The organism is Endozoicomonas sp. SCSIO W0465 (genome assembly GCF_023716865.1).
Lineage (GTDB): Bacteria > Pseudomonadota > Gammaproteobacteria > Pseudomonadales > Endozoicomonadaceae > Endozoicomonas.
Genome location: NZ_CP092417.1, coordinates 2,281,384 through 2,304,490 on the forward strand (window position 1 = coordinate 2,281,384; position 23,107 = coordinate 2,304,490).

The 23,107-nt window shown below is 46.8% G+C and carries 20 protein-coding genes; 13 read left to right on the plus strand and 7 right to left on the minus strand.

Annotated features, from left to right (window positions below; all coding sequences use genetic code 11):
- Positions 1-186: 186 nt before the first annotated feature.
- Positions 187-1,131: an HAD-IIA family hydrolase gene (locus MJO57_RS09895; RefSeq protein ID WP_252024979.1), complete on the minus strand. Its 945-nt coding sequence runs from the start codon at positions 1,129-1,131 to the stop codon at positions 187-189.
- A gap of 137 nt (positions 1,132-1,268) precedes the next feature.
- Here MJO57_RS09895 and MJO57_RS09900 point away from each other — a divergent pair, with 137 nt between their 5' ends.
- Positions 1,269-2,900, plus strand: a complete 1,632-nt coding sequence (locus MJO57_RS09900; protein ID WP_252024981.1) for a S1C family serine protease — start codon at positions 1,269-1,271, stop codon at positions 2,898-2,900.
- Between the two features lie 184 nt (positions 2,901-3,084).
- Here MJO57_RS09900 and MJO57_RS09905 read toward each other — a convergent pair whose 3' ends face one another.
- Positions 3,085-5,514 (minus strand): DUF4116 domain-containing protein, encoded by a 2,430-nt coding sequence (locus MJO57_RS09905; protein WP_252024983.1) that lies wholly within the window; start codon positions 5,512-5,514, stop codon positions 3,085-3,087.
- A gap of 189 nt (positions 5,515-5,703) precedes the next feature.
- On the opposite strand from MJO57_RS09905, the gene MJO57_RS09910 reads away from it, so the two are divergent.
- Positions 5,704-7,041, plus strand: coding sequence for a transposase (locus MJO57_RS09910; RefSeq protein WP_252017304.1), 1,338 nt, complete (start codon positions 5,704-5,706; stop codon positions 7,039-7,041).
- 93 nt (positions 7,042-7,134) lie between these two features.
- Here MJO57_RS09910 and MJO57_RS09915 read toward each other — a convergent pair whose 3' ends face one another.
- Positions 7,135-7,365 (minus strand): hypothetical protein, encoded by a 231-nt coding sequence (locus MJO57_RS09915; protein WP_252024985.1) that lies wholly within the window; start codon positions 7,363-7,365, stop codon positions 7,135-7,137.
- Between MJO57_RS09915 and MJO57_RS09920 the strand changes: the two genes are divergently transcribed.
- Positions 7,364-8,878, plus strand: a complete 1,515-nt coding sequence (locus tag MJO57_RS09920; RefSeq protein WP_252017330.1) for an IS66 family transposase — start codon at positions 7,364-7,366, stop codon at positions 8,876-8,878. The genes MJO57_RS09915 and MJO57_RS09920 overlap by 2 nt on opposite strands.
- On the opposite strand, the gene MJO57_RS09925 is transcribed toward MJO57_RS09920, so the two are convergent.
- On the minus strand, positions 8,879-9,070 hold the full coding sequence (locus MJO57_RS09925; RefSeq protein WP_371924672.1) for a DUF6444 domain-containing protein: 192 nt from the start codon (positions 9,068-9,070) through the stop codon (positions 8,879-8,881).
- A gap of 192 nt (positions 9,071-9,262) precedes the next feature.
- On the opposite strand from MJO57_RS09925, the gene MJO57_RS09930 reads away from it, so the two are divergent.
- The 3 genes from MJO57_RS09930 (at position 9,263) to MJO57_RS09940 (ending at position 10,803) form a co-directional block, all read left to right on the plus strand.
- Positions 9,263-9,538 carry a hypothetical protein gene (locus tag MJO57_RS09930; protein ID WP_252024987.1) on the plus strand — a complete coding sequence of 92 codons (276 nt, stop codon included), beginning with the start codon at positions 9,263-9,265 and terminating at the stop codon, positions 9,536-9,538.
- 325 nt (positions 9,539-9,863) lie between these two features.
- On the plus strand, positions 9,864-10,352 hold the full coding sequence (locus tag MJO57_RS09935; RefSeq protein WP_252018524.1) for a transposase: 489 nt from the start codon (positions 9,864-9,866) through the stop codon (positions 10,350-10,352).
- On the plus strand, positions 10,321-10,803 hold the full coding sequence (locus MJO57_RS09940; RefSeq protein WP_252026893.1) for an IS1595 family transposase: 483 nt from the start codon (positions 10,321-10,323) through the stop codon (positions 10,801-10,803). Before MJO57_RS09935 ends, MJO57_RS09940 begins: the two co-directional genes overlap by 32 nt.
- A 70-nt stretch (positions 10,804-10,873) precedes the next feature.
- Here MJO57_RS09940 and MJO57_RS09945 read toward each other — a convergent pair whose 3' ends face one another.
- Positions 10,874-13,930, minus strand: coding sequence for an efflux RND transporter permease subunit (locus tag MJO57_RS09945; protein ID WP_252024989.1), 3,057 nt, complete (start codon positions 13,928-13,930; stop codon positions 10,874-10,876).
- Positions 13,927-14,955, minus strand: coding sequence for an efflux RND transporter periplasmic adaptor subunit (locus tag MJO57_RS09950; RefSeq protein WP_252024991.1), 1,029 nt, complete (start codon positions 14,953-14,955; stop codon positions 13,927-13,929). The genes MJO57_RS09945 and MJO57_RS09950 overlap by 4 nt, the downstream gene beginning before the upstream one ends.
- Positions 14,956-15,113: 158 nt before the next feature.
- Between MJO57_RS09950 and MJO57_RS33220 the strand changes: the two genes are divergently transcribed.
- The 6 genes from MJO57_RS33220 to MJO57_RS09975 all read left to right on the plus strand — a co-directional run bounded on the left by MJO57_RS33220 (position 15,114) and on the right by MJO57_RS09975 (position 20,078).
- Positions 15,114-15,341: a cysteine-rich CWC family protein gene (locus MJO57_RS33220; RefSeq protein ID WP_371924812.1), complete on the plus strand. Its 228-nt coding sequence runs from the start codon at positions 15,114-15,116 to the stop codon at positions 15,339-15,341.
- 65 nt (positions 15,342-15,406) lie between these two features.
- Positions 15,407-16,459: a phospholipase D-like domain-containing protein gene (locus MJO57_RS09955; protein WP_252024993.1), complete on the plus strand. Its 1,053-nt coding sequence runs from the start codon at positions 15,407-15,409 to the stop codon at positions 16,457-16,459.
- A gap of 73 nt (positions 16,460-16,532) precedes the next feature.
- Positions 16,533-17,282, plus strand: coding sequence for an enoyl-CoA hydratase-related protein (locus tag MJO57_RS09960; RefSeq protein ID WP_252024995.1), 750 nt, complete (start codon positions 16,533-16,535; stop codon positions 17,280-17,282).
- A gap of 196 nt (positions 17,283-17,478) precedes the next feature.
- On the plus strand, positions 17,479-18,033 hold the full coding sequence (locus tag MJO57_RS09965) for a hypothetical protein (protein WP_252024997.1): 555 nt from the start codon (positions 17,479-17,481) through the stop codon (positions 18,031-18,033).
- Between the two features lie 60 nt (positions 18,034-18,093).
- On the plus strand, positions 18,094-19,134 hold the full coding sequence (locus MJO57_RS09970) for an IS1595 family transposase (protein ID WP_252017335.1): 1,041 nt from the start codon (positions 18,094-18,096) through the stop codon (positions 19,132-19,134).
- Positions 19,107-20,078 (plus strand): hypothetical protein, encoded by a 972-nt coding sequence (locus MJO57_RS09975; RefSeq protein ID WP_252024999.1) that lies wholly within the window; start codon positions 19,107-19,109, stop codon positions 20,076-20,078. The genes MJO57_RS09970 and MJO57_RS09975 overlap by 28 nt, the downstream gene beginning before the upstream one ends.
- Here the strand turns inward: MJO57_RS09975 and MJO57_RS09980 are convergent.
- The gene (locus MJO57_RS09980) at positions 20,075-21,115 is read right to left on the minus strand and encodes an IS1595 family transposase (protein WP_252017335.1); all 1,041 of its coding nucleotides are present in this window, start codon (positions 21,113-21,115) and stop codon (positions 20,075-20,077) included. The genes MJO57_RS09975 and MJO57_RS09980 overlap by 4 nt on opposite strands.
- Here MJO57_RS09980 and MJO57_RS09985 point away from each other — a divergent pair.
- Positions 21,110-23,014 carry a hypothetical protein gene (locus MJO57_RS09985; protein ID WP_252025001.1) on the plus strand — a complete coding sequence of 635 codons (1,905 nt, stop codon included), beginning with the start codon at positions 21,110-21,112 and terminating at the stop codon, positions 23,012-23,014. The genes MJO57_RS09980 and MJO57_RS09985 overlap by 6 nt on opposite strands.
- Positions 23,015-23,107 lie beyond the last annotated feature (93 nt).

Sequence of the window (23,107 nt, forward strand, 5' to 3'; positions counted from 1 at the left end):
AACGTGTTCTCTTATAGGGGGGAGTCTCACTTCTGTGGTATTGGTTATTCTGATGATGAGCCAGTGAGAGGTCAGGACAGTTCAAATAGTCGTTATGATTATGCATATACATCGAACACCAATACACAGAATCAGTAGTTATTTACTTATTGTTGTTTAAACACTTCATTATTGGCAATACTGAGCTTACAGGCAAGGTGCTATATAATGTGGACTTATTCCCGTGCTGGAAATGACGTCCATAATATCCTTATGCCGGTAAACCCCGCATTGCAGCAGCAATGTTTTGAATCCCATGGCATTGCCCCCCAGAATATCGGTATATAGAGTGTCCCCAACCATCAGAACTCTGGATGGTTCGGTCATCTGATGTTGCTCCATTGCCATTGAAAAAATGATACGGTCAGGTTTGCCAAACAGTGTCGGTTTTGCCTTTTGATTGGTTTGTTCTACCAGGTCTGCGACAAAGTAACCCGGCGTGGCAGTGACATGCTCACCATGAGGCGCGCCGATATCCGGATTGCCGACAACCAGCTCAAACTGACGCCCATTGGCTGTACTGACCAGATTTTCCTGCATTTTTGCGGTCCAGCCTGCACCGGTCAGGAAGAGCAGGGTATCAATACCTTTCGGGATCTCTCCATTACAGCCATTAAGCCGAACCATGCCTTCCAGCAGATGGTTGGAAGGGTGCTCCAAAGGCGCAATAACGGCGATATGATTCCGGTTTGTGAGTCCACCAAGGTACTGCTCGGTTATATCAAGACTGGTCAGTACTTCATCACCGGTGAAATCAAAGCCCCGGGATTGATACCTTTCTGCGGCAACGGATCGGTTGGTCAGGGTATCGTTGGAAACCACACAAAATGGGATGCGGTTTGCCCTTAACTGCTGTATTGCCTCAGCGGCACCGTCAATGGGCGTACTACCACGGCAGAGAACACCATAGGAATCCAGCAGGACCAGGTCAAATTGCCCCATGATATCTGCCAGTCCATCAATAAATTCTGGCGCAGACGGCGGGTTGGCAATAGCTGGATACCAGTCAAGATGACGGGCATACATCTCGTTCATAGAGTCGGGAGAAAGGACAATCATGGAACTCTGCCTGATGCTGAAAATAAACGTCATTTAATGCCTCTGATTATATCAGATGTCCGGCGGTTAAATACTGATAAAGCCTCTGATAACTCTGATCTCAGTCAAGCAGGATATTTTATTTGTGCTAGCTTGAAGTACTCTTTCTCTGGCCGTTGAGGTGTTTGGTGGTGAGGCTGAATGGTATTGCTAAAGTCGTCTGCTTTCTGTTTCTGGCAGTCTCGATATATGGGTACACGGCAGGTCCGGGGGGAACTGACTCCCTGCCGGTATATTCGGAAGACCAGGGAGTCAGGGATTCGATCATCAAAATCTATACCTCGTTTAACCAATATGACCATCAGAATCCATGGAGTAAACTTGGCCCAAGACAGAAGTATGGTTCCGGTGCCATTATCCAGCTGCCAGACAGTGGCCAGAGGGTCGTTCTGACCAACAGTCACGTGATCAGTGCCCATACGTATATTGAAGGCAGGAAAAATGGTCAGACGGACCGTTATAAACTCAAGCCGTTGTGGGTTTCACACGAATTGGACCTGGCCTTGCTGGTACCCTTCCATGACCATGAGAAAGCGCTGTTTTTCAGCGGTACCACACCTATCCCTCTGGGCAAGGTTCCTCCTCTGCAAACGGATTTGATGCTGCTTGGCTATCCCATTGGTGGCGATACCATCAGCGCAACCAAGGGGGTTCTGTCCCGCCTGGAATATCAACCTTACAGCAATTCCGGCTTCTCATTTCTGGCAGGGCAGATCGATGCCGCCAGTAACCCGGGCAATAGTGGCGGTCCCGCAGTGGTTAATGGCGAGATCATTGGTGTGTTAATGCAGGGATACAGTCCTTTCGAAGCCAGCAATATTGCCCATATTGTGCCGGTCAATATTATCAGACACTTTTTGCAGGATATTACTGATGGTCACTATAGCGGGATTCCCAGTCTGGGTATCGAAACGGAAGAGCTGGAAAATGGTTTTTTTAAAACCGTCTATGGGGTGAAAGAAAACAAGGGAGTTCTGGTCCGCCATGTCATACCGGGTTCTGCGGCTGACGGGGTGTTGCAGCCGGATGATGTTATCCTGGAACTGGATGGGCATGGGGTAGGCCATGATAAAACCATCGTGTTCCGGGGCAGTGAGCGGGTTTCCATGGATTATGTGGTTCACTCACGTCAGGTTGGAGAGGAGCTTCGGGTCCGGGTTATTCGTAATAAGCAGATACTGGATCTGTTGGTTACGCTCACTCAGCCAGTGAATAATGATTTGTTGCTCGGTGTTGATGGTCAGTCTGCCCCTTCATACTTTATTTATCAGGGCCTGGTGTTTACTAAAGTGACCAGAGAGCTCCTGATGGGAGCAGGTCATGACCTGATTTCCTATGCAGGCCTTACCCCTTTGCTGCTCAATAATTTCCGGTTTGCTGATGAAGATGAAGTGGTGGTCATCCTGAAAGTGCTTCCCCATGAGGCCAACCGGGGTTATCACAATATCTTTCTGAGAAAAGTCGACAGTGTTGGCTCTGAAAAAGTCAAAAACCTCAGGCAGCTGGTCGACTTGATCGAATCCGAAGAGCAGGACTTTCTGGAATTCAACACCGGCTACAAGGGGTTGGAGAAAATTGTCCTGAATACCCATCTGGCAGATATGGTTAACGCGGAGGTCATGTGGCTTAACGGTATTCAGCATGATCGCTCTAAAAACTTACGTATTAACCAATACCATCTTGCCGGTGAGAATACCCAAAAAATAGAGGACGTCATGAATGTTCAGCGGTTGCAGCATTATCAGGAAATGATTAGCGGTTAACTTTAAGAAGTAGCTTTTTTATGAGAGTGATATAAGCGGTCAGTAAATAACTGACCACTGTATTCGATAACAGTACTTTATCAACCACCTTCAGCTCCTGACTTAATGGTTCAACAGCTCCAATATGCCAGTATTCATTACGGTTAGTCCGTTCAATAACGACAACAGTGGCAATGAGGTGTTGTTACCCCCCAAGATTTAACTGGTTATTAATATTAAAAAAATCTCTCTGAACTAACAACGTGTAAGCATCAACGGGATAGAGCGTTTCACAGAGATGTTTATCATTGCCGATATGATTCAGGTAGCAGTCGGTCGGGTCATATTCACCTTTGGCAAGCTGATCAAAGCCCGGCTCACCAGGCTGCAATGCCGTCCAGTAGAGCACCTCCTGCGCTACCCGGTTAAGCCATGCCTGGTACTCATGCTCTTCCCGGCCCAGGAGGGATTGAAGTTGATTGCGTGTGTCAGGCATAGGCATAAGTCCCGACAGGAATTGATTGCAGGCCGATTCAACAAATGAGGCTGTTTCCTTGAGTGCCTGAGGGTTTTTGTAGTGATAACCGGATTCCCCCTGACGTAGACGTGATCGCACCAGGACTGCCGATAAAATGATCTCACAGATGCTATTGGCCAGGGCAATACGCTGTGAGACTTTCGGCGGATAGCAGTGGTCCGAAGTATCTTTCTGCCGTAAACAGCTCTGAATATCGCCAAAGGTTTCATAATCACCCAGGTCACGCATGCCACAGTACCCAAAATCGATCTTATCAGTTGCAAGGGTATTCCATGCACCCAATGTGCCAGAGTAAACACTGTCATGTGCTCGGTCACACGCTCGATTCATGGCCGCGTGCAAGGCGACCCAGCCTCGTCCGGACTCGGTATCGTGCAGGCACTGCAGCATACTGGTTGGCACCAGCCCCATGCTGATCATGTAACCGGCATCGTGACAGGCCATGAGGATGCCCTGCTCCGGGCGTTCCCGGGGACAGTCACCTTCTGCTTCTGGTGAATGGGCATAGCGGTGATAAGCGTCAGGTGCAGTATATGAAAAGATATTGATGTACTTCTGGCCATCTCTTGTGATGATCTCCACCGGGTCATCAAAATTGCCAATCAGAAACATCAGTTCATCGCTCAGGGGCAGCTGCATAAAGGCCTGGTACTGCGGAAGTTCACTCTTGAATGCCAACCCTGGCGTATTGGCGATGACTTGGTAAAGCAGCCCTTCCCTGGCCAGGGTTTCAAGGGGTTCCCCGGCCCTCTGGAATTTAAAATAAGTGGCCTGGCCATCTGTTTTCAGACATTGAATTGTCCGTCCACCGACAGTCCGGATTGCTGATGCGTTGGCCGGGCTCAGCCCTTCGGGTATGTCCTGTAGCCTGAACGAAGAAGGCATGTGCCTGGCGATATACCGGTTAATGCTCTCCCCAACAGCGGCGTTTGGCAGGGTAAATCCGGTGACCTGGTGAGCGGTTGAAATCAGGGGTATCAAAAACAGATTGGTATGCAAAAAGTCTAAAGGAGACTTTTGGCAAATCAGTGGTGCCGTCATTACCTGATTCGGGAAGGTGTAAGTCGGGAAATCCAATGAGTCAATAAACCTGAGTTTGTCTTCCCGCTTAACAGAGGAACAGGTTAAAAATGCCAACTGCATATCCGTTGGTACATAGGGTAATTTGTTTTCCATTATTAATTGGTTTCGTAAGTCTTGTTTATTTGAATACAAAAATGGATTCATCATCAATTTTGAGACTGATGCTTTGAGACAAATCTGATCGAAACTCAGGTTTTCTTCGGGAACATATTTCAATACCGACACATCTTTTGATAAGGCAATATCAAGGATTGCTCCCTTTCTGAAGGATTCAGGCACATCTTTCAGCGCCTCGGGTGACAGGCTTAGGGCTAACGAATAAAGCTCCAACGCTTTATCCTTTCCAACGAATCGTTGAAGGTTAAGATGTTCAGTCCAGTTAAGGGGTGTGTGTCTGTATTCCTTGCTAGTACAGACTGACTTGAGGAAGTCATCAGTAATAAAATGCTCTGGAGTACGCATAAATGTAGATGCTTCTCCACAAGCGAAGGCAGTACGATATATTTCTATTTGTTGTGCTTCCGTTAGAAAATCAAGACGCTTCACGGGGAGTTTGCCGCCTTTGGAGGCTGCCAGACACATTTCAAATGTTATCATTGCTTCTGGAATTAAGTAGATGGCTTTGGGGTCATTATCAACAGCCATTTGGCATAATGCTGCGGTTTTGAATTTATCAGGAACATATTTTAATGCTGACCCATTACGCCGAACAGCGACCTCACAAAGCTCTGCTGTTTTTTTATGATCCGGGCAAAACTCCAGAACCCCAAAGTGTTTGATCGCAGTGATTAGTAAGTGATCGCTAATAGGTTTGTTCTCTGGGTAAAATCTCAGCGCGTCGGGAGACTTTTTGCAGGCAAGTTCAAAAAGTGCATCAGTTCTGGCTTCCCGGGGAACGAGGTCTATGAATTTTTGATTTTTTTCAATGAGCACGTCAAAAAAACCATCATACAACCATTGTCTTTTAATCTCGTCAGGCACAGAAATAAGTGCTTCATATTTTTCAAGTGCCAAAGCCCGATAGAATTCATCGGTTTTCAACCTGTCGGGTAGATACGGAGAATCCGCATAAGGGAATATTCTACATGCCTGTACACACACATCCAGGGTTAACTTCTCCTGGGGGACCTCGTTTATCTCGACTTTAGAGTTTTAAGAGCACAATAGTTCCGGCGCATAATCTGCTAAAAGCAACCATCCCCAATGACGAAATTCGAGATGGTTGCCATGCTCACTTCAGATCATCAAGTAATCCTCAGGGAGCTCGCTTCATATACAACCTTTCTTGCTGGAGCGCTATCATCAACTGCAGTACCAACGTTCTGCGAACTGCTGTTCGGTTGCATGCTTTCAGCCGACGGCTTTGTTACACAGGCGTTGTTAACAATTGATTTTCATTGTGTGTGGAGCAGCTACCACCACTGGCTATCTCAGGGCAAGTGGCAATGGAAGAACTTGGCACGCCACTTGATCCGTCTGGTCTGCTCCAAAGCTCCTGAGAATCAACCTGTGGTCCTGGGGCTTGATGACTGGGTAATCGAACGGTTTTCCGACAAAGCCCCTGCTTGTCGTACACATCATCAACACAGCAAGAAACGCAATCGGCCGACGTACATCTGGGGGCAGTGTTGGGTTTCCCTGGCCATCATATTTGAGCGGGCTGCAGATGAAGTATTTACCGCCATACCGGTGATCTCATTTCCGACACCAGCTTCAGGTAACACCAGCAAACTGAAAATTGCCGTGGCCATGCTCAGGGTGGTACGCAATGAAGTGAAGGATCGAGTGCTACGCCTGCTAACCGATTGCTGGTATATGAACTGGACACTGATAAAGCCAGCTCTGGAAATGAACATAGAAGTTGTTGGTCAGATACCTTCAAATCGGGCCCTCTATGCTTTGCCGCCAGCACCCACCGTAAAGAAGCGAGGGCGCCCAAAAAAGTACGGCATCAAGATGACGACAGAACAGGTTAAGAAACTGCCGGAAGAAAAAGCAACAGTATGGATGTACGGCAAATTTCGCAAAATACGTTATCGTACCCTGATCTGTCGCGCCAGATTCCTTAAAGGTCGTGAAGTACGCGTCGTCTGGAGTCGCTTTGAAAATGACAAAGGTCTGACCGAAAGCAGAATATTCATCTCGACCAATCCGGAACTTGAGGGACTGGAGGTGCTTCGTGCCTATTCCCGGAGATGGCCGGTAGAGCCAATGTTTCACCAACTCAAACATGCTTTTGGCTGTTGCCATTTATGGCAGCAGAAATTGCGAACACTGCTTCGATGGATGCATTTGAAAATGGCAGGCTATGCATTATTGCAGTTATTAACCGTTTGTAAAAATCAGGCATGTCTGAATATTTCTCGGATACCCTGGAGAAGCCCGGATACAACCACTGCAGGCATGATGAAAATTGCTCTTTCAGGAATTATTCCGAGGTTCTCTATTCGCAAGGGCTGGAACAGATATAAGCAAAAATATGAGTTCAATTTTCGCGATCTGATCGACCAGTTAATACCGGATAATTCAGAAGCAGCATAACTAAAGGCTTTTAGGCAAAAAACGGAAGTAATAACGAACTTGGAAAAACAGTTCACTGATTTCGGCTTGCTTCACTATAAAAAGCTGACCGAATTATCGTTTTATACAGACTCTAAAGTCGAGCTCGTTTATATCAAGGGGGTTTTTTTTAATTTTGATCAGGTAAGCTTCAGAATCAAGCTGATCAGGGGCAGCATCAGGAGGTAACTTCCCGAAGTATTTTATAAATGCTTGTAACTGTTCAGCACCCCCACATAAATCTGGAATTTTCTGATTTTTATACCATCCTCTTAAGCACCATTTTTCCACAATATTCGCCAGCATGATTCCAGAACTACCCGCAACTATGTCGGCTGAGATTCTCTTGAAAGAGAATGCAGAGCTGCGGATGAGAGTTGCCTGTCTGGAAGAGCGATGTCGAGAATTGGAAGAAAAGGTTGGCAAGAACAGTCAAAACAGCAGCAAGCCGCCATCGTCTGATGGTTATCAAAAACCTTGTAAAAACAGTAATTCTCCAGATCATTCTGACGACCTTTCCGCAGATAAAGGTACCGATCCATCGGATGAAAAACCCAATCCTAAAAGTCTGAGACAGTCTTCTGGTAATAAAGCCGGTGGAAAGAAAGGGCATCAGGGCACTTGTCTTAAACAGGTCGATATCCCTGACTATATTGAGTACCTTCCGGTTAAAGAATGCAATAAATGTCAGGCGTCTCTTCTTGATAGTGAGCCGGTCAAATATATTGAACGACAGGTGTTTGAACCAGGGAGACCGGGTGAATTTGAAGTAACGGCCCATAGAGCTGAAGTAAAAATCTGCACTTGTGGTTGTCGGAATCAGGCTGAATTCCCGGAAGGTGTTACCGCTGCCGCACAATATGGCTCAGCCACACAGGCTATGGCCGTCTATCTTAACCAATACCATTTCCTGCCTTTTAAGCGCGTGTCAGAGTATTTTAATACTCTCTATAAAATGAGTGTAAGTGCAGGCACTGTCGCCAATTTTGTGGCCAGAACCTATGAAAATCTGGCTTCTACTGAAGAGGTTATTCGTGACGCCTTGCGGGAATCGTCTGTTGCCGGAGCCGATGAAACGGGTATGCGGGCCGAGGGCTCTTTGCACTGGCTACACGTTATGCGGGATGAACAATGGACGCTCTACTACTTGTCTGAAAAGCGAGGTCGTGAGGCCATGGACACGATGGGCATACTGCTAACATTTGCAGGCGTTCTGGTTCATGATCATTGGAAATCCTATTTTGCATATGCGGCAACTCACGTACTTTGCAATGCCCATCACCTGAGGGAGCTTTTGGGTGTTGTTGATAGGGACAGCAATCAACTGGCGTTGCGATTGATGAAGCTACTGAGGCTTTCCTGGCATTACTGCAAGGGCTTTAAGACCATAGGTATGCTACAGATGCCAAGTGTTGTCTGTGAACGAATCGAGAAGATTTATGACCGGTTGCTTCAGCGGGCTCTAATGAAAGAAGTCGTCTATATGGAGAAGCAACGAGAGGAGCTTAAGCGCAAGAAAGTCAAGAATACTAAAGCTTACAATCTCTTCAAACGACTCACTGAGTTCAAGGCTGAGACACTGCGCTTCATGTCAGATTTTACCATTCCCTTCGATAACAATGGCAGTGAGCGGGATGTTCGAATGGCCAAGTTAAAGCAGAAAATCTCAGGCTGCTTCAGGAGTGCAGACGGTGGTTCTATGTTTGCACGGATTCGCAGCTATTTGTCGTCTGCCAGAAAACAGGGAATGGACATATATCAATCACTTCATAGAGCTGTTCGGAATTACTGTAATATGCCTTTGCTCAGTGCTGAATAGTTACTTACTGTTTTTACAAGGTTTTTGATAACCATCAGACGATGGCGGCTTGCTGCTGTTTTGACTGTTCTTGCCAACCTTTTCTTCCAATTCTCGACATCGCTCTTCCAGACAGGCAACTCTCATCCGCAGCTCTGCATTCTCTTTCAAGAGAATCTCAGCCGACATAGTTGCGGGTAGTTCTGGAATCATGCTGGCGAATATTGTGGAAAAATGGTGCTTAAGAGGATGGTATAAAAATCAGAAAATTCCAGATTTATGTGGGGGTGCTGAACAGTTACAAATGCTTTATAGTCACTGACGGGCAATGGTTGTTGCTTGTCTCCACAATTGACAACGCTTGTCAGTAACTCTTTTAGTTCATGACCAAGGTTGCCCTGTGGGATGTCATGTACAGAAGACGGGCAGGCTGGCACAGGAAACCATTCGATAGGAGTTTCGGTGGCAATGTTTTCATTAATAGTGGAAGGCTCTTTATTAACCACTTTTCGGGTTACAAATTCAGCCTCTGTGTTGTCAGTTGATGCCCTTTTGAGTGATTTAACCCTACTTCCACTATTTGTTGAAACAGCGGCAGTTTCGGTAATGGTTGATGGATCAGACATATTTCTGACCGATAAGCCGTCTTGTTTGCAGCCCCCTGAAACTGCTTTAACATGATATTGGCGCCAAGGTTCATATGACAGGTCCCCGGAATAGTCATTTTGCGGGGGTTGAAGCTGCTGAAAGCTTTGCGAATTATGACCAGTTGAGGATGAATAAGGCGAATTCTGTGAAATATCCATATTATTGACTCCTTTAATAAGCAATTATTATTCTAATTAGTAAGACAATAAAGACAGTAAAAAGTTTCCTGGGTCATTTTCAGCAGTAAGCAGTCGACGTTTTTTCTACTAAAGCGAACATTATGAATTAAGGCTCTTTTCGAATTCCGAACTGCTGAACTATCCTTGGTGGATATAATTAGCCATCGCCAGCATTGACCATGAATATAGGCCGAATCTCAGATATCATCAGTAATGACACCTGCTTTGAGATGATCCGTGAGAACCGCTGGCCAGATGGCACTGTTCTCTGTCCGCACTGTGATTCTGAGAATGTCAAAAAGAATGGACACGACAATGTGCAGGTAGAGTGCCAGCACTATTACTGTAAGTCCTGTAAGCGCTACTTCGATGACCTGACAAATACGGTTTTCGCAGGACACCACCGACCACTCAAAGTCTGGATTGCCTGTCTCTATTTAATGGGGCTGAACGTCTCCAACAGCCAGATAGCTCAGGAACTTGATCTGTGTGTCAGTGATGCACACCATATGACCACAGTCTTACGAAATGGTGTTGTTGACCGAAAGCCTGAAGTGATTCTTGATGGCGAAGTTGAATTCGACGAGGTCTACATTGTAGCTGGTCACAAGGGACACCCTGAAGCATTAAAAAAATCTGGATCGTCCACCGAGAAAAAGAAGGCTTAAAGGCGCTCCGGGCCGTGGGACTCTTGAAAAAGACAAACCGCCGGTATTGGGAATGATTCAAAGGGGAGGTCAGGTCATTATCAACATGCTGTCGAACGTTAAGAAGGCGACAATCGAACCATTTATCAAGAAACACGTAGCCCCACAGAGCCAGATTTATACCGATGAATACAACATCTATGATGACCTTGAAAGCTGGGGCTTCAGACATAAAACGGTCTGTCACGGCAAAGGTGAGTATGCTCGTGATGATGACAAAGACGGTATTTACGAGGTGCATGTTAATACTATGGAGGGGTTTTGGTCACTTCTACGCTCGTGGCTAAGGCCTCACAGGGGAATATCCCAAGAGGCTTTACCCCTTTACCTTGGCTTTTTTGAGTTTTTGCATAATATTGGCCGAAGAGGCAAAAGTCTTCTTCAGCCCTTAGTCAACTTGCTGGTTACATAGCAGTCTGGAATTGGAAAAGAGCCTGAATTAAATACAATAGGGAACAGGACCCATCAAGAGCCCTGTGTTTTTAGAACTTAATACGATAAAACAACGAATAGAGCACCGGCACCAGTCCCAGCGTCAAAAGGGTTGAGAACAGCAATCCGGCAATAATGGCTACTGCCATAGGCTCCCACATCTCACCCCCTCCCAGGTACAACGGAATCATGCCAAGAACGGTGGTTGCTGTTGTCAGCAGAATCGGGCGTAGCCGACGTTGGGCTGCGACAATAATCGCTTCCTGAGCACCAAGACCATTGTCGTTGATCTCATGTCTGATCCGTTCCAGCAGAACAATGGCATTGTTGATCACAATACCGGCCAGAGAGATGACGCCCAGTAAGGTCATAAACCCGAAGAAGGACTGTGCAGTCAGCAGGCCGATGATCACGCCAATCAAACCCAGTGGAATGGTAGCGAGAATAATGGCGGGCTTACGCAGGGAATTGAACTGGGCCACCAGAAGAATCAGGATAATAAAGGCCGCCATGGGTAGTTTCTCACCGATGGACTGGTTAGCTTTACCGGAACTCTCCGCTTCACCGCCCAGTTCATAGCGATAGCCGGCCGGCCATTGTACTGACTGTTCATCCAGCCAGGGCTGCAGTTTGGCAAAGCCGTCAGATGCCGTCATACCGGAGGTCAGTTGTGCCCCCACTGATACGGTTTTCAGGCCATCACGGCGCAGTATTTGTGCCGGCTCCCAGACCACTTCAATATCCGCAACCTGTTTCAGGGTGACCGACTCTCCGGTGGACTGGATATATACCGAGAGGGTTTCCAGCTTGTCGATATCCTGCCTGTCGGCCTCTACCGATCTCAGCAGTACCGGAATGGCATCTTCACCTTCCCGGTACTGGGTTAGCTCAAGTCCGCTCAGACCACTTTGCAGCGATATGGCGATATCCTGGCTGGTGGCTCCCACTCTGAGGGCCCTGGACTGGTTAATCACCACTTTTAGTTTCTTGATCCGTTGACCCCAGTCATCGCTGATATTTTTCAGCCCACTGATTTGGGACATTTCCGCTTTCAGTTGCTCAACCAGCGAGAACAACGGGTCAGTCTCTTTGCCATAGAGCCGTATTTCTACCGGGTTGGTAATGGATACGCCGCTCTCGATACGGCGGCTGGTGATTTGAAGGTCGGGAAAGTGGTCAAAGGCGTAACGGTCCAGCTGATTAATCATGTCATCAATGACTTCTGAGGAGGTGGTATTAATGACCATCATTGCATAGTTGGGGCTGGCCGGTTCAGGGCTGTGCTGAAGCACAAACCGTGGCCCACCGTTGCCAATATGGCTGATCCAGCTGGTGACGCCTTCGGTGCGGTCAGCATTGACCAGCAATTCTTCTTTTATAAACGCTTCAAGTTGTTCAACCAGGGTTACTGTTCGTTCTATTGCAGTTCCCAGTGGAAGTTCCAGCTCGGTTTTGAAATAGAGGCGATCAGAAGGGGGGAAAAAGATTTTCGGCACATAGTTGAAACCGCTCATAACCAGTGCAAATAACACCGCCGTGGCAGCAAGGGAAATTACCCGGTGTTGCAAAAACCAGGTCAGCAGCCTGCGGTATTTCTGGTAAACACCACGGTTGTAGTCGGTGTTCTTCCTCTTGGGTTGCAGAAACTGAACGCACAACAGTGGTATCAGGGTCATGGAGAGTAGCCATGAGCAGAGCAGGGTAATGGTAACCACCAGGAACAGAGAGGCAGTAAATTCACCCACCGCAGATTCCGCAAGGTAAATGGGTAAGAAAGCGGCGGCTGTCGTTAAGGAGGACGTCAGCAGGGGAATCCGAAGCTCACTGGCTGAATCAATGGCCGCATCCACTGGCTTTTTGCCATGGTTCATCTGAACCATGATGCTCTCGGCCATGACAATGCCATTATCGACCAGCATGCCCAGGGCGATAATCAATGCGGCCAGTGAGATTTGATCCAGTCCAATATCGAAAAACGACATCACCAGCATGGCTGAGATCATACTCATGGGGATCAGTGAGGCAACAATCAGTCCGGTACGAGGCCCCAGGGCAACCAGCATAACGGTCGCAACCACCAGAACCGCCTGCACAAGATTACTGACAAAGTCATTAACCTTGTCTTCTACCTCTTTTGGGGAAAAGTTAAGGACGTTGAAATCAATCCCGATGGGGTAGGTTTGGTTCAGGTAATTCAGAACTTCCCTGACCTGATCTCCCATGCGGATATTGTTACCACCTTCGCGCATGGAAAGACCCAGCCCCAGGGCCAGCTGGCCAGAGGAGTGGACTTTGGCAGAGGCAGGATCAACGTAGCCGCGCTTGACAGTGGCAATATCTTCCAGGTAAACGACATGGTTGCTGCCGGGGATGGAGACTATAGTATGGCGAATATCATCCACTGACTCAAAGTTACCGCTGGGCTCCAGCTCAATACGCTCCATATCCAGCGTAATGGCACCACCGGGAACTACAATATTGCGGTTCTCCAGCATTTGCATCAGTTGGGTAGGAGAAAGTCCCAGTTCTGAAAGACGGGCATTGTCGTATTCAATAAAAATACGCTCTTCCTGGGCACCGTAGATTTCCACCTTGGACACTTCCGGAACCCGGAGAAACTCATCTCTGGCCTGATCAGCGATGTCTTTCAGTTCGGCGTAACTGAACTCGGAGCCGGTGAGCGTCACCACAATGCCAAAAACATCCCCAAACTCATCATTAACCTCAGGCCCGATGACGCCATCGGGCATGTCTTTAGCAGCACTGTCGATTTTGCGCCGAAGGTTATCCCAGATAGGGCGCATGTTGGTGTAACTTTCCTGAATGCTGACCGTGATAATGGATACCCCGGTTCGTGACGTACTTTTGACAAAGTCCAGTTCAGGTATTTCCTGAATAACCTTTTCCAGTTTGTCGGTAATCAGCTGCTCAACCCGCTCCGGGCTGGCTCCGGGAAAGTGGGTAATGACTTTGGCGACCCGGATGATAAACCCGGGATCGTAGGCTCTTGGCAAGTTCTTGTAGGCCTGAAGGCCAGCAATGATCAGCACACAAATCAGTACCAGGGCGGTTCGGTTATTGTTTATTGTCGCTCGGGTAATGTTCATCGCGCGGCTCCTTCCTGGAGTCGGACTCTCATGCCCTCGCTCATCTGGCTCATGCCGGCAGTGACGACCCGGTCACCAATAACAAGCCCGGACTCCACAATCATGCCCTGTTTTGACAATTGGCCTGTGGTGACGGTTTGACGGGCGATGCGGCCGGTTTCGTCGCCTTCATCATTGACTACATAGACGAAACGACCATGCTTATCTTCCATAACGGCATAGGCAGGAATCAGGATAATGTCACTGCGGGGGGACTTTTGCTCAGCCCTGACCACCACCGACATCCCCGGCAATACCAGGTGATTGTCGATGGCTGGCATGACAAAAGTCATGGTATAGGTTTGGGTGCTTTCATCCGCCTGGGTTGAGGTTTCTCTCAGGGTGAGCGGAAACAGGCGACCCGGGATGGAGCTGAAGCGGGCATGAAAAGTGTAATCGTCTTTGTGGTTTCTGGAGCGGACCAGGACGCTTTCGGGCAGTTCCATTGCTACCAGCAGAGCGGAGGTGTCCTGTAGTGAAATGATTTCCTGTTTGGCCGACACTTCTTCATAATTATCAATATAACGTCGTGCGACACGTCCGTTAAAAGGCGCCCGCAGAATGGTATAGTCCAGCTCCTGCTGTGCTGCCTGAAGTTGTGAGGAGGCGGTGCTTACCTTGGCTTTCAGGTTGTCCAGTTCCGCACGGGCAATGGCGCCTTTTTCGATCAGCTTTCTGGCCCGGTCATAATCCGCTTTGGCGACCTCGTAGGAGGCCTGCCGGTCTGTTAACTGGATGTCAAAATCCACCTGGTCGAGCCTGGCAATTTCATCCCCTTCGTTAACGAACTCACCTTCCCTGACCAGAATATCCCGGAGTTTTCCGGCAACGCGGAAACTGAGCCTGGCTTTCTGTACCGCATCAACGGTTGCCGGAAACTCTTTCACCCAACCGGATTCAGGGGCGTTAACAATAATGGAACGAACCGGTCGGAGCAGTTCTTCCGGTTCAGGCTGCGCCTGGTTACACCCCGAAATAAAACACATGGTCAGAGCGGTTACTATTATTTTTCCCAAAGACTTCTGATTAAGCTTCATCCTTACTCCGTGCATGGCGTTTCTGGTCATTATTGGGTATATGGTATCAAAAAAATGTCGTATGAATGTTTCCCTGATGGTGCGGGTATTACGAGGAATGAATGTCAATGACTGAGGTCAATAGTTGTCCGCAGTGTGGTCAGCCGAACCAGTGTGCTTATGCAAAAGGGAAACCATCGGAAAGTTGCTGGTGTATGCAGTCTCTGGCACCTGAAAGTAAAGTGGAAACTCCAGTATTGCTCCCTATTCCAAAAGAGAAGACCAGTTGTTACTGTGCGCGCTGTCTGGAAAAAGTAAAGAAGGAATCGGGTTGTGCTCAAAGCGGTGCTGGTTAGTCTGTTAATGTTTAATTTGATAGCTTGTACCAGTTTGCCATCCGACTTTCGAGCAGCACCATCCCATGCTCTGGAAACAACGACTGCATAACAAAAGCTTTATTGTTGATAATCAGCTGGCTATTCTGGGTGGCCGAAATATTGGCAATGAATATTATCGCAACAGTGCCGTTGAGTTTGCCGACCTTGATATGATCCACAGGGGGGCTGTGGTTGCGCAAATTTCCCATGAATTTGACCGCTATTGGAACAGCCCGCTAAGTTATCCGGCTGAATCAATCATCATAAGAGCGATAACTTCTGCAGATAGACAACAGCTCAAGAATGCGCTGACCAAAGCGGCTGATTCGGTTGCAGGACAACAATACATCAGTCGTCTTAAGCAGTCTTCATTGCTTGAACATATTGCCAGTGGATGGACCCACTGGTACTGGGGAGATGTCGCTGTTTATGCTGATGAACCGGGGAAAATTCTGGCCCCGGTTTCAGACCGGTCAACCCATCTGTTTCCCCGGCTATTACCCTACTTAGACAGTGCCACCAGGGAACTGGTGATGTTTTCCCCTTACCTGGTGCCGGGAAAAGAGGGGGTGAATTTCTTTGCTCGCCTGGTCAACAGGGGCGTCAGGGTGGTATTGATTACCAACAGCCTTGCATCAACTGATGTCGCTATTGTCCATGCCGGGTACAGCAAATACCGCAAAGATTTATTAGCGGCGGGTGTTCGCCTTATTGAGGTGAAGACTCAGGCCGAAAAGGGCCGAGTCCATAAAACCATTACCGGCTCCAGCAGGGCCACGTTACATGCCAAATTCTTTATTATTGACCGGCGCTATCTATTCGCTGGCTCGGCAAATCTTGACCCAAGGTCGGCACTATTGAATACCGAAATAGGCGCGATCTATGACGCCCCTGAGATGGCGGAAGACTTTATCTCCGGTTTACGTCGGCTGGACAGTGGAGGATTCTGGGAATTAAAACTGGCAGAAAATGGTATTCAATGGTTTGACTGTAATCCGGACTGTCGGGCCATCAGCAATAATGACCCGGAGAGTTCAGTGTTGACCCGAATGGGCATTGTCATTCTCTCCATGCTGCCAATTGAGCAACAGCTGTAATAGAATTTAAATGACAAAATAATTACAACAGAGTTATAAGAGAGTTATAACAGAGCTTCAGGGAGCTTGACCCATGTCAGATCAGCAGAATCATGTCCTGATCGAACAGCAGGATGGTATCCTGACGATCCGCTTCAACCGAAGGGATAAAAAGAATGCGCTGACCACGGCGATGTACGCTGCCATTCTTGAAGCACTGATTGCCGCTGATCAGGATGATAGTGTCAAGGTTATTCTCTTTGCTGGCCAGCCCGATATGTTTACTGCGGGCAATGACCTTAAGGACTTTTTGGCTCAGGACAGTGCTGAAGAGCCAGAAGCCATGAAAATGCTGCGTCAGCTTGCGGTCCAGAAAAAACCGATGGTGGCTGCTGCCAGCGGTGTTGCGGTGGGTATTGGCGTGACTTTGCTGCTTCATTGTGACCTGGTTTATGCAGGTGAAAACACCCGGCTGCGTTTGCCCTTTGTGAATCTGGCAGTAGTGCCGGAAGCGGCTTCAAGTTTGCTGTTGCCAGACATAATGGGGCGACAGCGGGCTTCAGAGTTGCTGATGCTGGGTGATTTTTTTGATGCCCGGTGTGCCCGTGAATATGGGATTGTCAATGCCGTCATTGCCAATGAAGAAGTGTTTGAGTATGCCCTGGCAAAGGCCAAAGCGCTGGCAGCAAAACCCCGGGAAGCACTGTTGCTGACCAAGCAGCTAATTACCAGGGCCCGTCGTAGTGATGTTCAACAGCGCATTGATGATGAAGGTATCCTCTTTGGTGAGCGAATGGTTTCTGAAGAGGCCCGGCAGGTAATGGAAGCCTTTTTCACTGGTTAATCCTGCCAGGGCTTGCTGAGACTTGCTGAGACTTGCTGAGACTTGCTGAGACTTGCTGAGAAAAGTTTCAACCGGTGAAAAATCGATCAACCCGTTCAAAATGAACTAATCGACAAATGGCTTCTCTAAGTTATGTTGTGTTCAATACTGTTTCGGGAGCCTCAGCGTTTTGCCTGTTGACCTAGCTATTCAGCCCATGACAGCCCTGGAAAAGGCTGTTCTGGCGGATGAGACTTTTTTAAGGCCATACATCGGGAAATTTCAATCCCGTTATGTGACTGACGGTTTGTTGCGTTCTGTTTTGCAGCTTCCTGATGCCATTCGGGATCCACTGCTGCCTCCTTTACCTTTATTAAAGTTAGAGCAACGGCACTCTGTTGGGCGAATAACTTATATCGATCATTACACGAAACATTTGTTGCCTATCGATCGAGTAATGTCCTCAGTGCTGGACCAAAAAAATAAATCTGAATTAAGATTTCATCTTAAACCGATAATGGCAGGCAAGCCTGGTTTAGCAATACCGGAAGACAGAGAAACGTTGGAAAATATTGATGTTACGTCAGTGGTCGTTGTACTTGATTCAAGCGTCACCCGTGCCAATGAAAAAGACGTTAAATGCCTGACCAACCAACAACTGAAGGAGGGCAGCTATCTTGGGGTTTATCACCCATATGATGCATCTCACAAGAAGACCAATCTTCACTGCAGGGATGGGCAGCCCATTACCTTATCACCCGGCGAAGGCTAAGTTACCGTTAATGGTTGAATCAGCTAAACTCCCATAAAATCTACGTTGTAGGGGAGTGATATGCAATCTGAACTCTTCCAGAATTTTATTGATTCCATTTCAACATTAACCAGTGAACAGCGAGACATTCTTAACAACTCGCTCCTTAGTACTCAAATAGAGGTTACCGAGGTAGTAGAAACCACTGACTCTGAACCTGTTTACAGTGAATCTATACCCAATAACGATAATGCAACACCTGACGTAGAAAAGAGCATACTTGCCCAATTTGCCGAAAACCCCAGGTGCCCCAAATGCAAAAGCCATAGCGTTGGTCGCTGGGGCATACGAAATGGCCGACAGCGCTACCACTGCAAGACTTGCGACTCAACGTTTAACGCCTTTAGTGGAACGCCTTTGGCAAGGCTCAGGCACCCTGAAAAATGGAACAAGTACCTCGCAGGTATGACTCACTCTATGGTCTTGCGACCAGCTGCTGCTGAGAATGCCATTGACTTGAAAACTGCGTTCCGCTGGCGTCACCGCTTTCTTGAAGTGATTAATAATGATCAAGCAGAAGAGCTTTGTGGCATTACTGAGCTTGATGAAACATTTTTCCGTGAATCCTTCAAAGGGCAAAGAGAAGGCCTTCCACGGCCAACCCGAAAGCGGGGTAATGATCCCAACAAAGCCCGAAAAGTCCCGGTAATGGTGGCTCGGGACCGTAATCGAAATACCGTTGACGGTGTATTAGAAAACGAAAGTGCTAATGAATTGTGCAGGCATTTAAATGGCCGCATATCGATACAGGCCACGGTCTGTGCGGATGCACACCTCGCTCACGAAAAACTTGCTGACAAGCTTGGATTTGTCTTCAAGGAGCTGGTGACATCAGCAGGTCAACATGTTGTTGAAGGCATCTACCACATCCAGACTGTAAATTCTTATCACAGTCATTTAAAACGCTGGATTGGCGGCGTATTCCAAGGGGTTGCAACTCGTTACCTTCCCCATTATCTGGCCTGGAGGCGAGAACTGACGGCAGCAAAAAAATTAACTGTTGGCCGGTTGATCAGCAGAATTACTGAACATTGGTGCTTCCAACCATTAACGGTAACTTAGCCCCCGGCGAAGGTGTGGTGTTGGAGTATAAGATATTAGATAAGAGGTTGCCCTACTGGGATAAAGTGGCTGGTTATCATCATGAAGATCGAATGGTTCAAATGAACCCTCTGCTTCAGGAGCGACTGGATTCAAACCATGGAACGATCAGTAATGGGGAGTATCATCTGCCGGTTAGAGCGATTCAGGATCTCTCTGTGCTGAAAAGAAAATCCGGAACCCGCCCAGCTGTTTATTATTGTGGCCGTGTCAATGATAAAAGCGCATTAAAATCGTTAAAACAATATGTCTCTGGCATGGTTGTCAATGGAAGAGGTAAGGCTGCATTCAGTTTACTGGTTGTGAATGTTTCAATTTCACATATGATTGCTGTCAGATTTATTCAGGCAGGGCGAATAATGGTTGTCTATTTGCATGAAACGATTGATTCAGGATGCCCTGAGGCCACGGAGACAAGAAATTTTATCATTAATGGCATATCTTCTGGTGTTGAAAAAAATAGCCAAGATACAAGCCTGCATTTTTTGACCACGCCGACTTCCGAGTATCTGCAGACAGATTATCACAGCTGCTCAATAACGGCATTTAAAGTATTATTGGCTTTTGATAAAGTGCGCAACGGACTTGATCCTTTTTTTATACAACTGGTGAGGGATGGTTATACAAATCAAGTACTGGTTGATTATCAGGCTTTTGAAACAGAAGGCCTGGTTAAGCAAGCTAAAAAAGGCAAGATGCTTCTGAAAAATATAAAGCTGGGGACTGTACCATTAACATCATTGCCTGCTGTTCTGCTGAAGTTCTATCAAGGATGTCAGGATGATCTTTCTGATGGCCAAAAAAAAACGCTGGTGAGTTATGCCAAAAATTTAACGCTGGAGCAATATTACCAACGGTATGCTTTTCTGGATAAGGATACGGATACCACTGCTAATCTGGGCTAAGTTACCGTTAATGGTTGGAAGCACCAATGTTCAGTAATTCTGCTGATCAACCGGCCAACAGTTAATTTTTTTGCTGCCGTCAGTTCTCGCCTCCAGGCCAGATAATGGGGAAGGTAACGAGTTGCAACCCCTTGGAATACGCCGCCAATCCAGCGTTTTAAATGACTGTGATAAGAATTTACAGTCTGGATGTGGTAGATGCCTTCAACAACATGTTGACCTGCTGATGTCACCAGCTCCTTGAAGACAAATCCAAGCTTGTCAGCAAGTTTTTCGTGAGCGAGGTGTGCATCCGCACAGACCGTGGCCTGTATCGATATGCGGCCATTTAAATGCCTGCACAATTCATTAGCACTTTCGTTTTCTAATACACCGTCAACGGTATTTCGATTACGGTCCCGAGCCACCATTACCGGGACTTTTCGGGCTTTGTTGGGATCATTACCCCGCTTTCGGGTTGGCCGTGGAAGGCCTTCTCTTTGCCCTTTGAAGGATTCACGGAAAAATGTTTCATCAAGCTCAGTAATGCCACAAAGCTCTTCTGCTTGATCATTATTAATCACTTCAAGAAAGCGGTGACGCCAGCGGAACGCAGTTTTCAAGTCAATGGCATTCTCAGCAGCAGCTGGTCGCAAGACCATAGAGTGAGTCATACCTGCGAGGTACTTGTTCCATTTTTCAGGGTGCCTGAGCCTTGCCAAAGGCGTTCCACTAAAGGCGTTAAACGTTGAGTCGCAAGTCTTGCAGTGGTAGCGCTGTCGGCCATTTCGTATGCCCCAGCGACCAACGCTATGGCTTTTGCATTTGGGGCACCTGGGGTTTTCGGCAAATTGGGCAAGTATGCTCTTTTCTACGTCAGGTGTTGCATTATCGTTATTGGGTATAGATTCACTGTAAACAGGTTCAGAGTCAGTGGTTTCTACTACCTCGGTAACCTCTATTTGAGTACTAAGGAGCGAGTTGTTAAGAATGTCTCGCTGTTCACTGGTTAATGTTGAAATGGAATCAATAAAATTCTGGAAGAGTTCAGATTGCATATCACTCCCCTACAACGTAGATTTTATGGGAGTTTAGCTGATTCAACCATTAACGGTAACTTAGCCGCTAATCTGGCATCCTTCTATAAAAATAGTAAAGCTTTTGCCTTATGGAAGGATATGATCAGAAATTTTACACCATTGTTTATCCGGATTTTAGAGTTTGATTTTGATAAAACTACCAAGGGTTCAGTGAATCGCTGGTTAGATAACTCGATGCATTTAGCTATCAAAATTAATGATAATGATTTGGCAATGTTAAAGCTATACAAAAGCTTTGTTACTATGGAGGCGGAGTTAGATTCATATTCTGAGGATGCCTTGTTAATGTGGTGGAATCAAAGTAATGAGTTATTGCTTTGGCTGAAGGGAATAAGTCAAAATGCTTTGACTACCGATGTGAATCGACTGCTGTGGTGCTGGTGTCAGTTTTTAAATAATAACCTAAATTCTGATTCTGAGGTGGAAAGGCTGTGGGTTCGGCGGGATGTTGGCTATGTGATTGAACGGCTTGACGCCCGGTTGGAATTATTGCGAAAAACCGGGCGGTCTGACTTTCCCTTTCACGTTGGTGAAAGCATCTACAGAGAACCAAACAGCTTGCCTGTAGCTTCGTTTGTGGGAAAGCAGAATTATAGAGGTACTCAATATTTCTATATCAAGACTGAAATTAAACAGTCTTTGACTGATCCCGGACGAATTAACAGGATTGTCATGACTTTTCCAAAACCCTTACTGTTAACAGCTGCTGAAAATGAAAGTGCTTTCAAGGATGCAGAAGTGGTTCATAGTGGTAGAACTCAGGGGTTGCACCCCCTAAAAAGAGAGCGAACTGAATTGAAAAACGATTTATTGGCCCCTTCGATAAAGAAACAACGATTATTGCCAAATATTCATGCTGAGCGTCAGTCTTTCAATGCGGTCCTTGAGAAATCGTCAGAGCCCAATCAAGTTAAGGGAAATATTAGTTATTTTGTACCAAAGTTGCCAAATAGGCCAAATAGAGTGTTGCCGTCTGGTGATTCTGTAGTATCCGATATCGTTGGGCAGGCAAAATCAATAAGAAGAATTATTGAAAAAGATGAATGCAGGGTTGCATTCGAGTTGCTTTCCATGGCAGTCAAGGGTACATGGATACTGGATTTAACAGGCAACATGAAAGCTGGTTATAAACTAAAGATTATCAAAGAAGCAATCCAGAAAATCTGTGAGATTTCCAGAAGTAGAAATGACTTTGATCAGTACAAGAAGCGCAGGAATATTTTGGGTCTTCCTGGTCTGACTGAAACCCAAAAGGCAGTCCTGAAGATTTCTTTGGGGCTTGATTATCTTTTTCAATTGTTATGCGCTGCTGGTGAGCAGGCTGTTAATGAACCTCTGGCTATTGTCACCGCAGCAAGAATTTTTATTATCAAGAATACTGAAAAAATGGATAGTAGGGTTGTGAATGGAGGTAGTTGTGACTTAAGGCCAGGAGAGTTTCCCACACTGCCTGAAATGCCGGGTGATTCTGGGTTGCCTGAAAGTCAGAGTATCGAAAAAAGGGTGTGTGAAACGAGAAAAGAGTACAGGGCTGTTCGATATTTAATGGCTTGTGAAAGAATTAATACAACTTTTTTTTCTGGAACCGTACATGGGAAAATCAAGTTGCTTAAGTTGTTGATCGATAAAGTCTGTTCTCTTTCTGGTACTGAAAATGGGTTAAAAAATTTTCTGGACAGACAAATGTTTTCAAAAAGTATTAATTCATATCAAAAGCAATGGATGCAAACTGCGGCTATGCATGCATACTTATCATCGATATTACCAGAGCATCGTTCTGATAAATCAATGACTGCAGTTATGCTAGTTGCTGAAAGGTATCTTAAGGAGCAGGCTGAGAATAGTGCTGGCAATTAGCCTGCTTTAATCCAATGGCACTGACTTAAGCTCACTTCCTGTGGAGGAAGTAGTTCTCAAAGTGCGCATCTCCTAACAAAATGTTGCCATCCT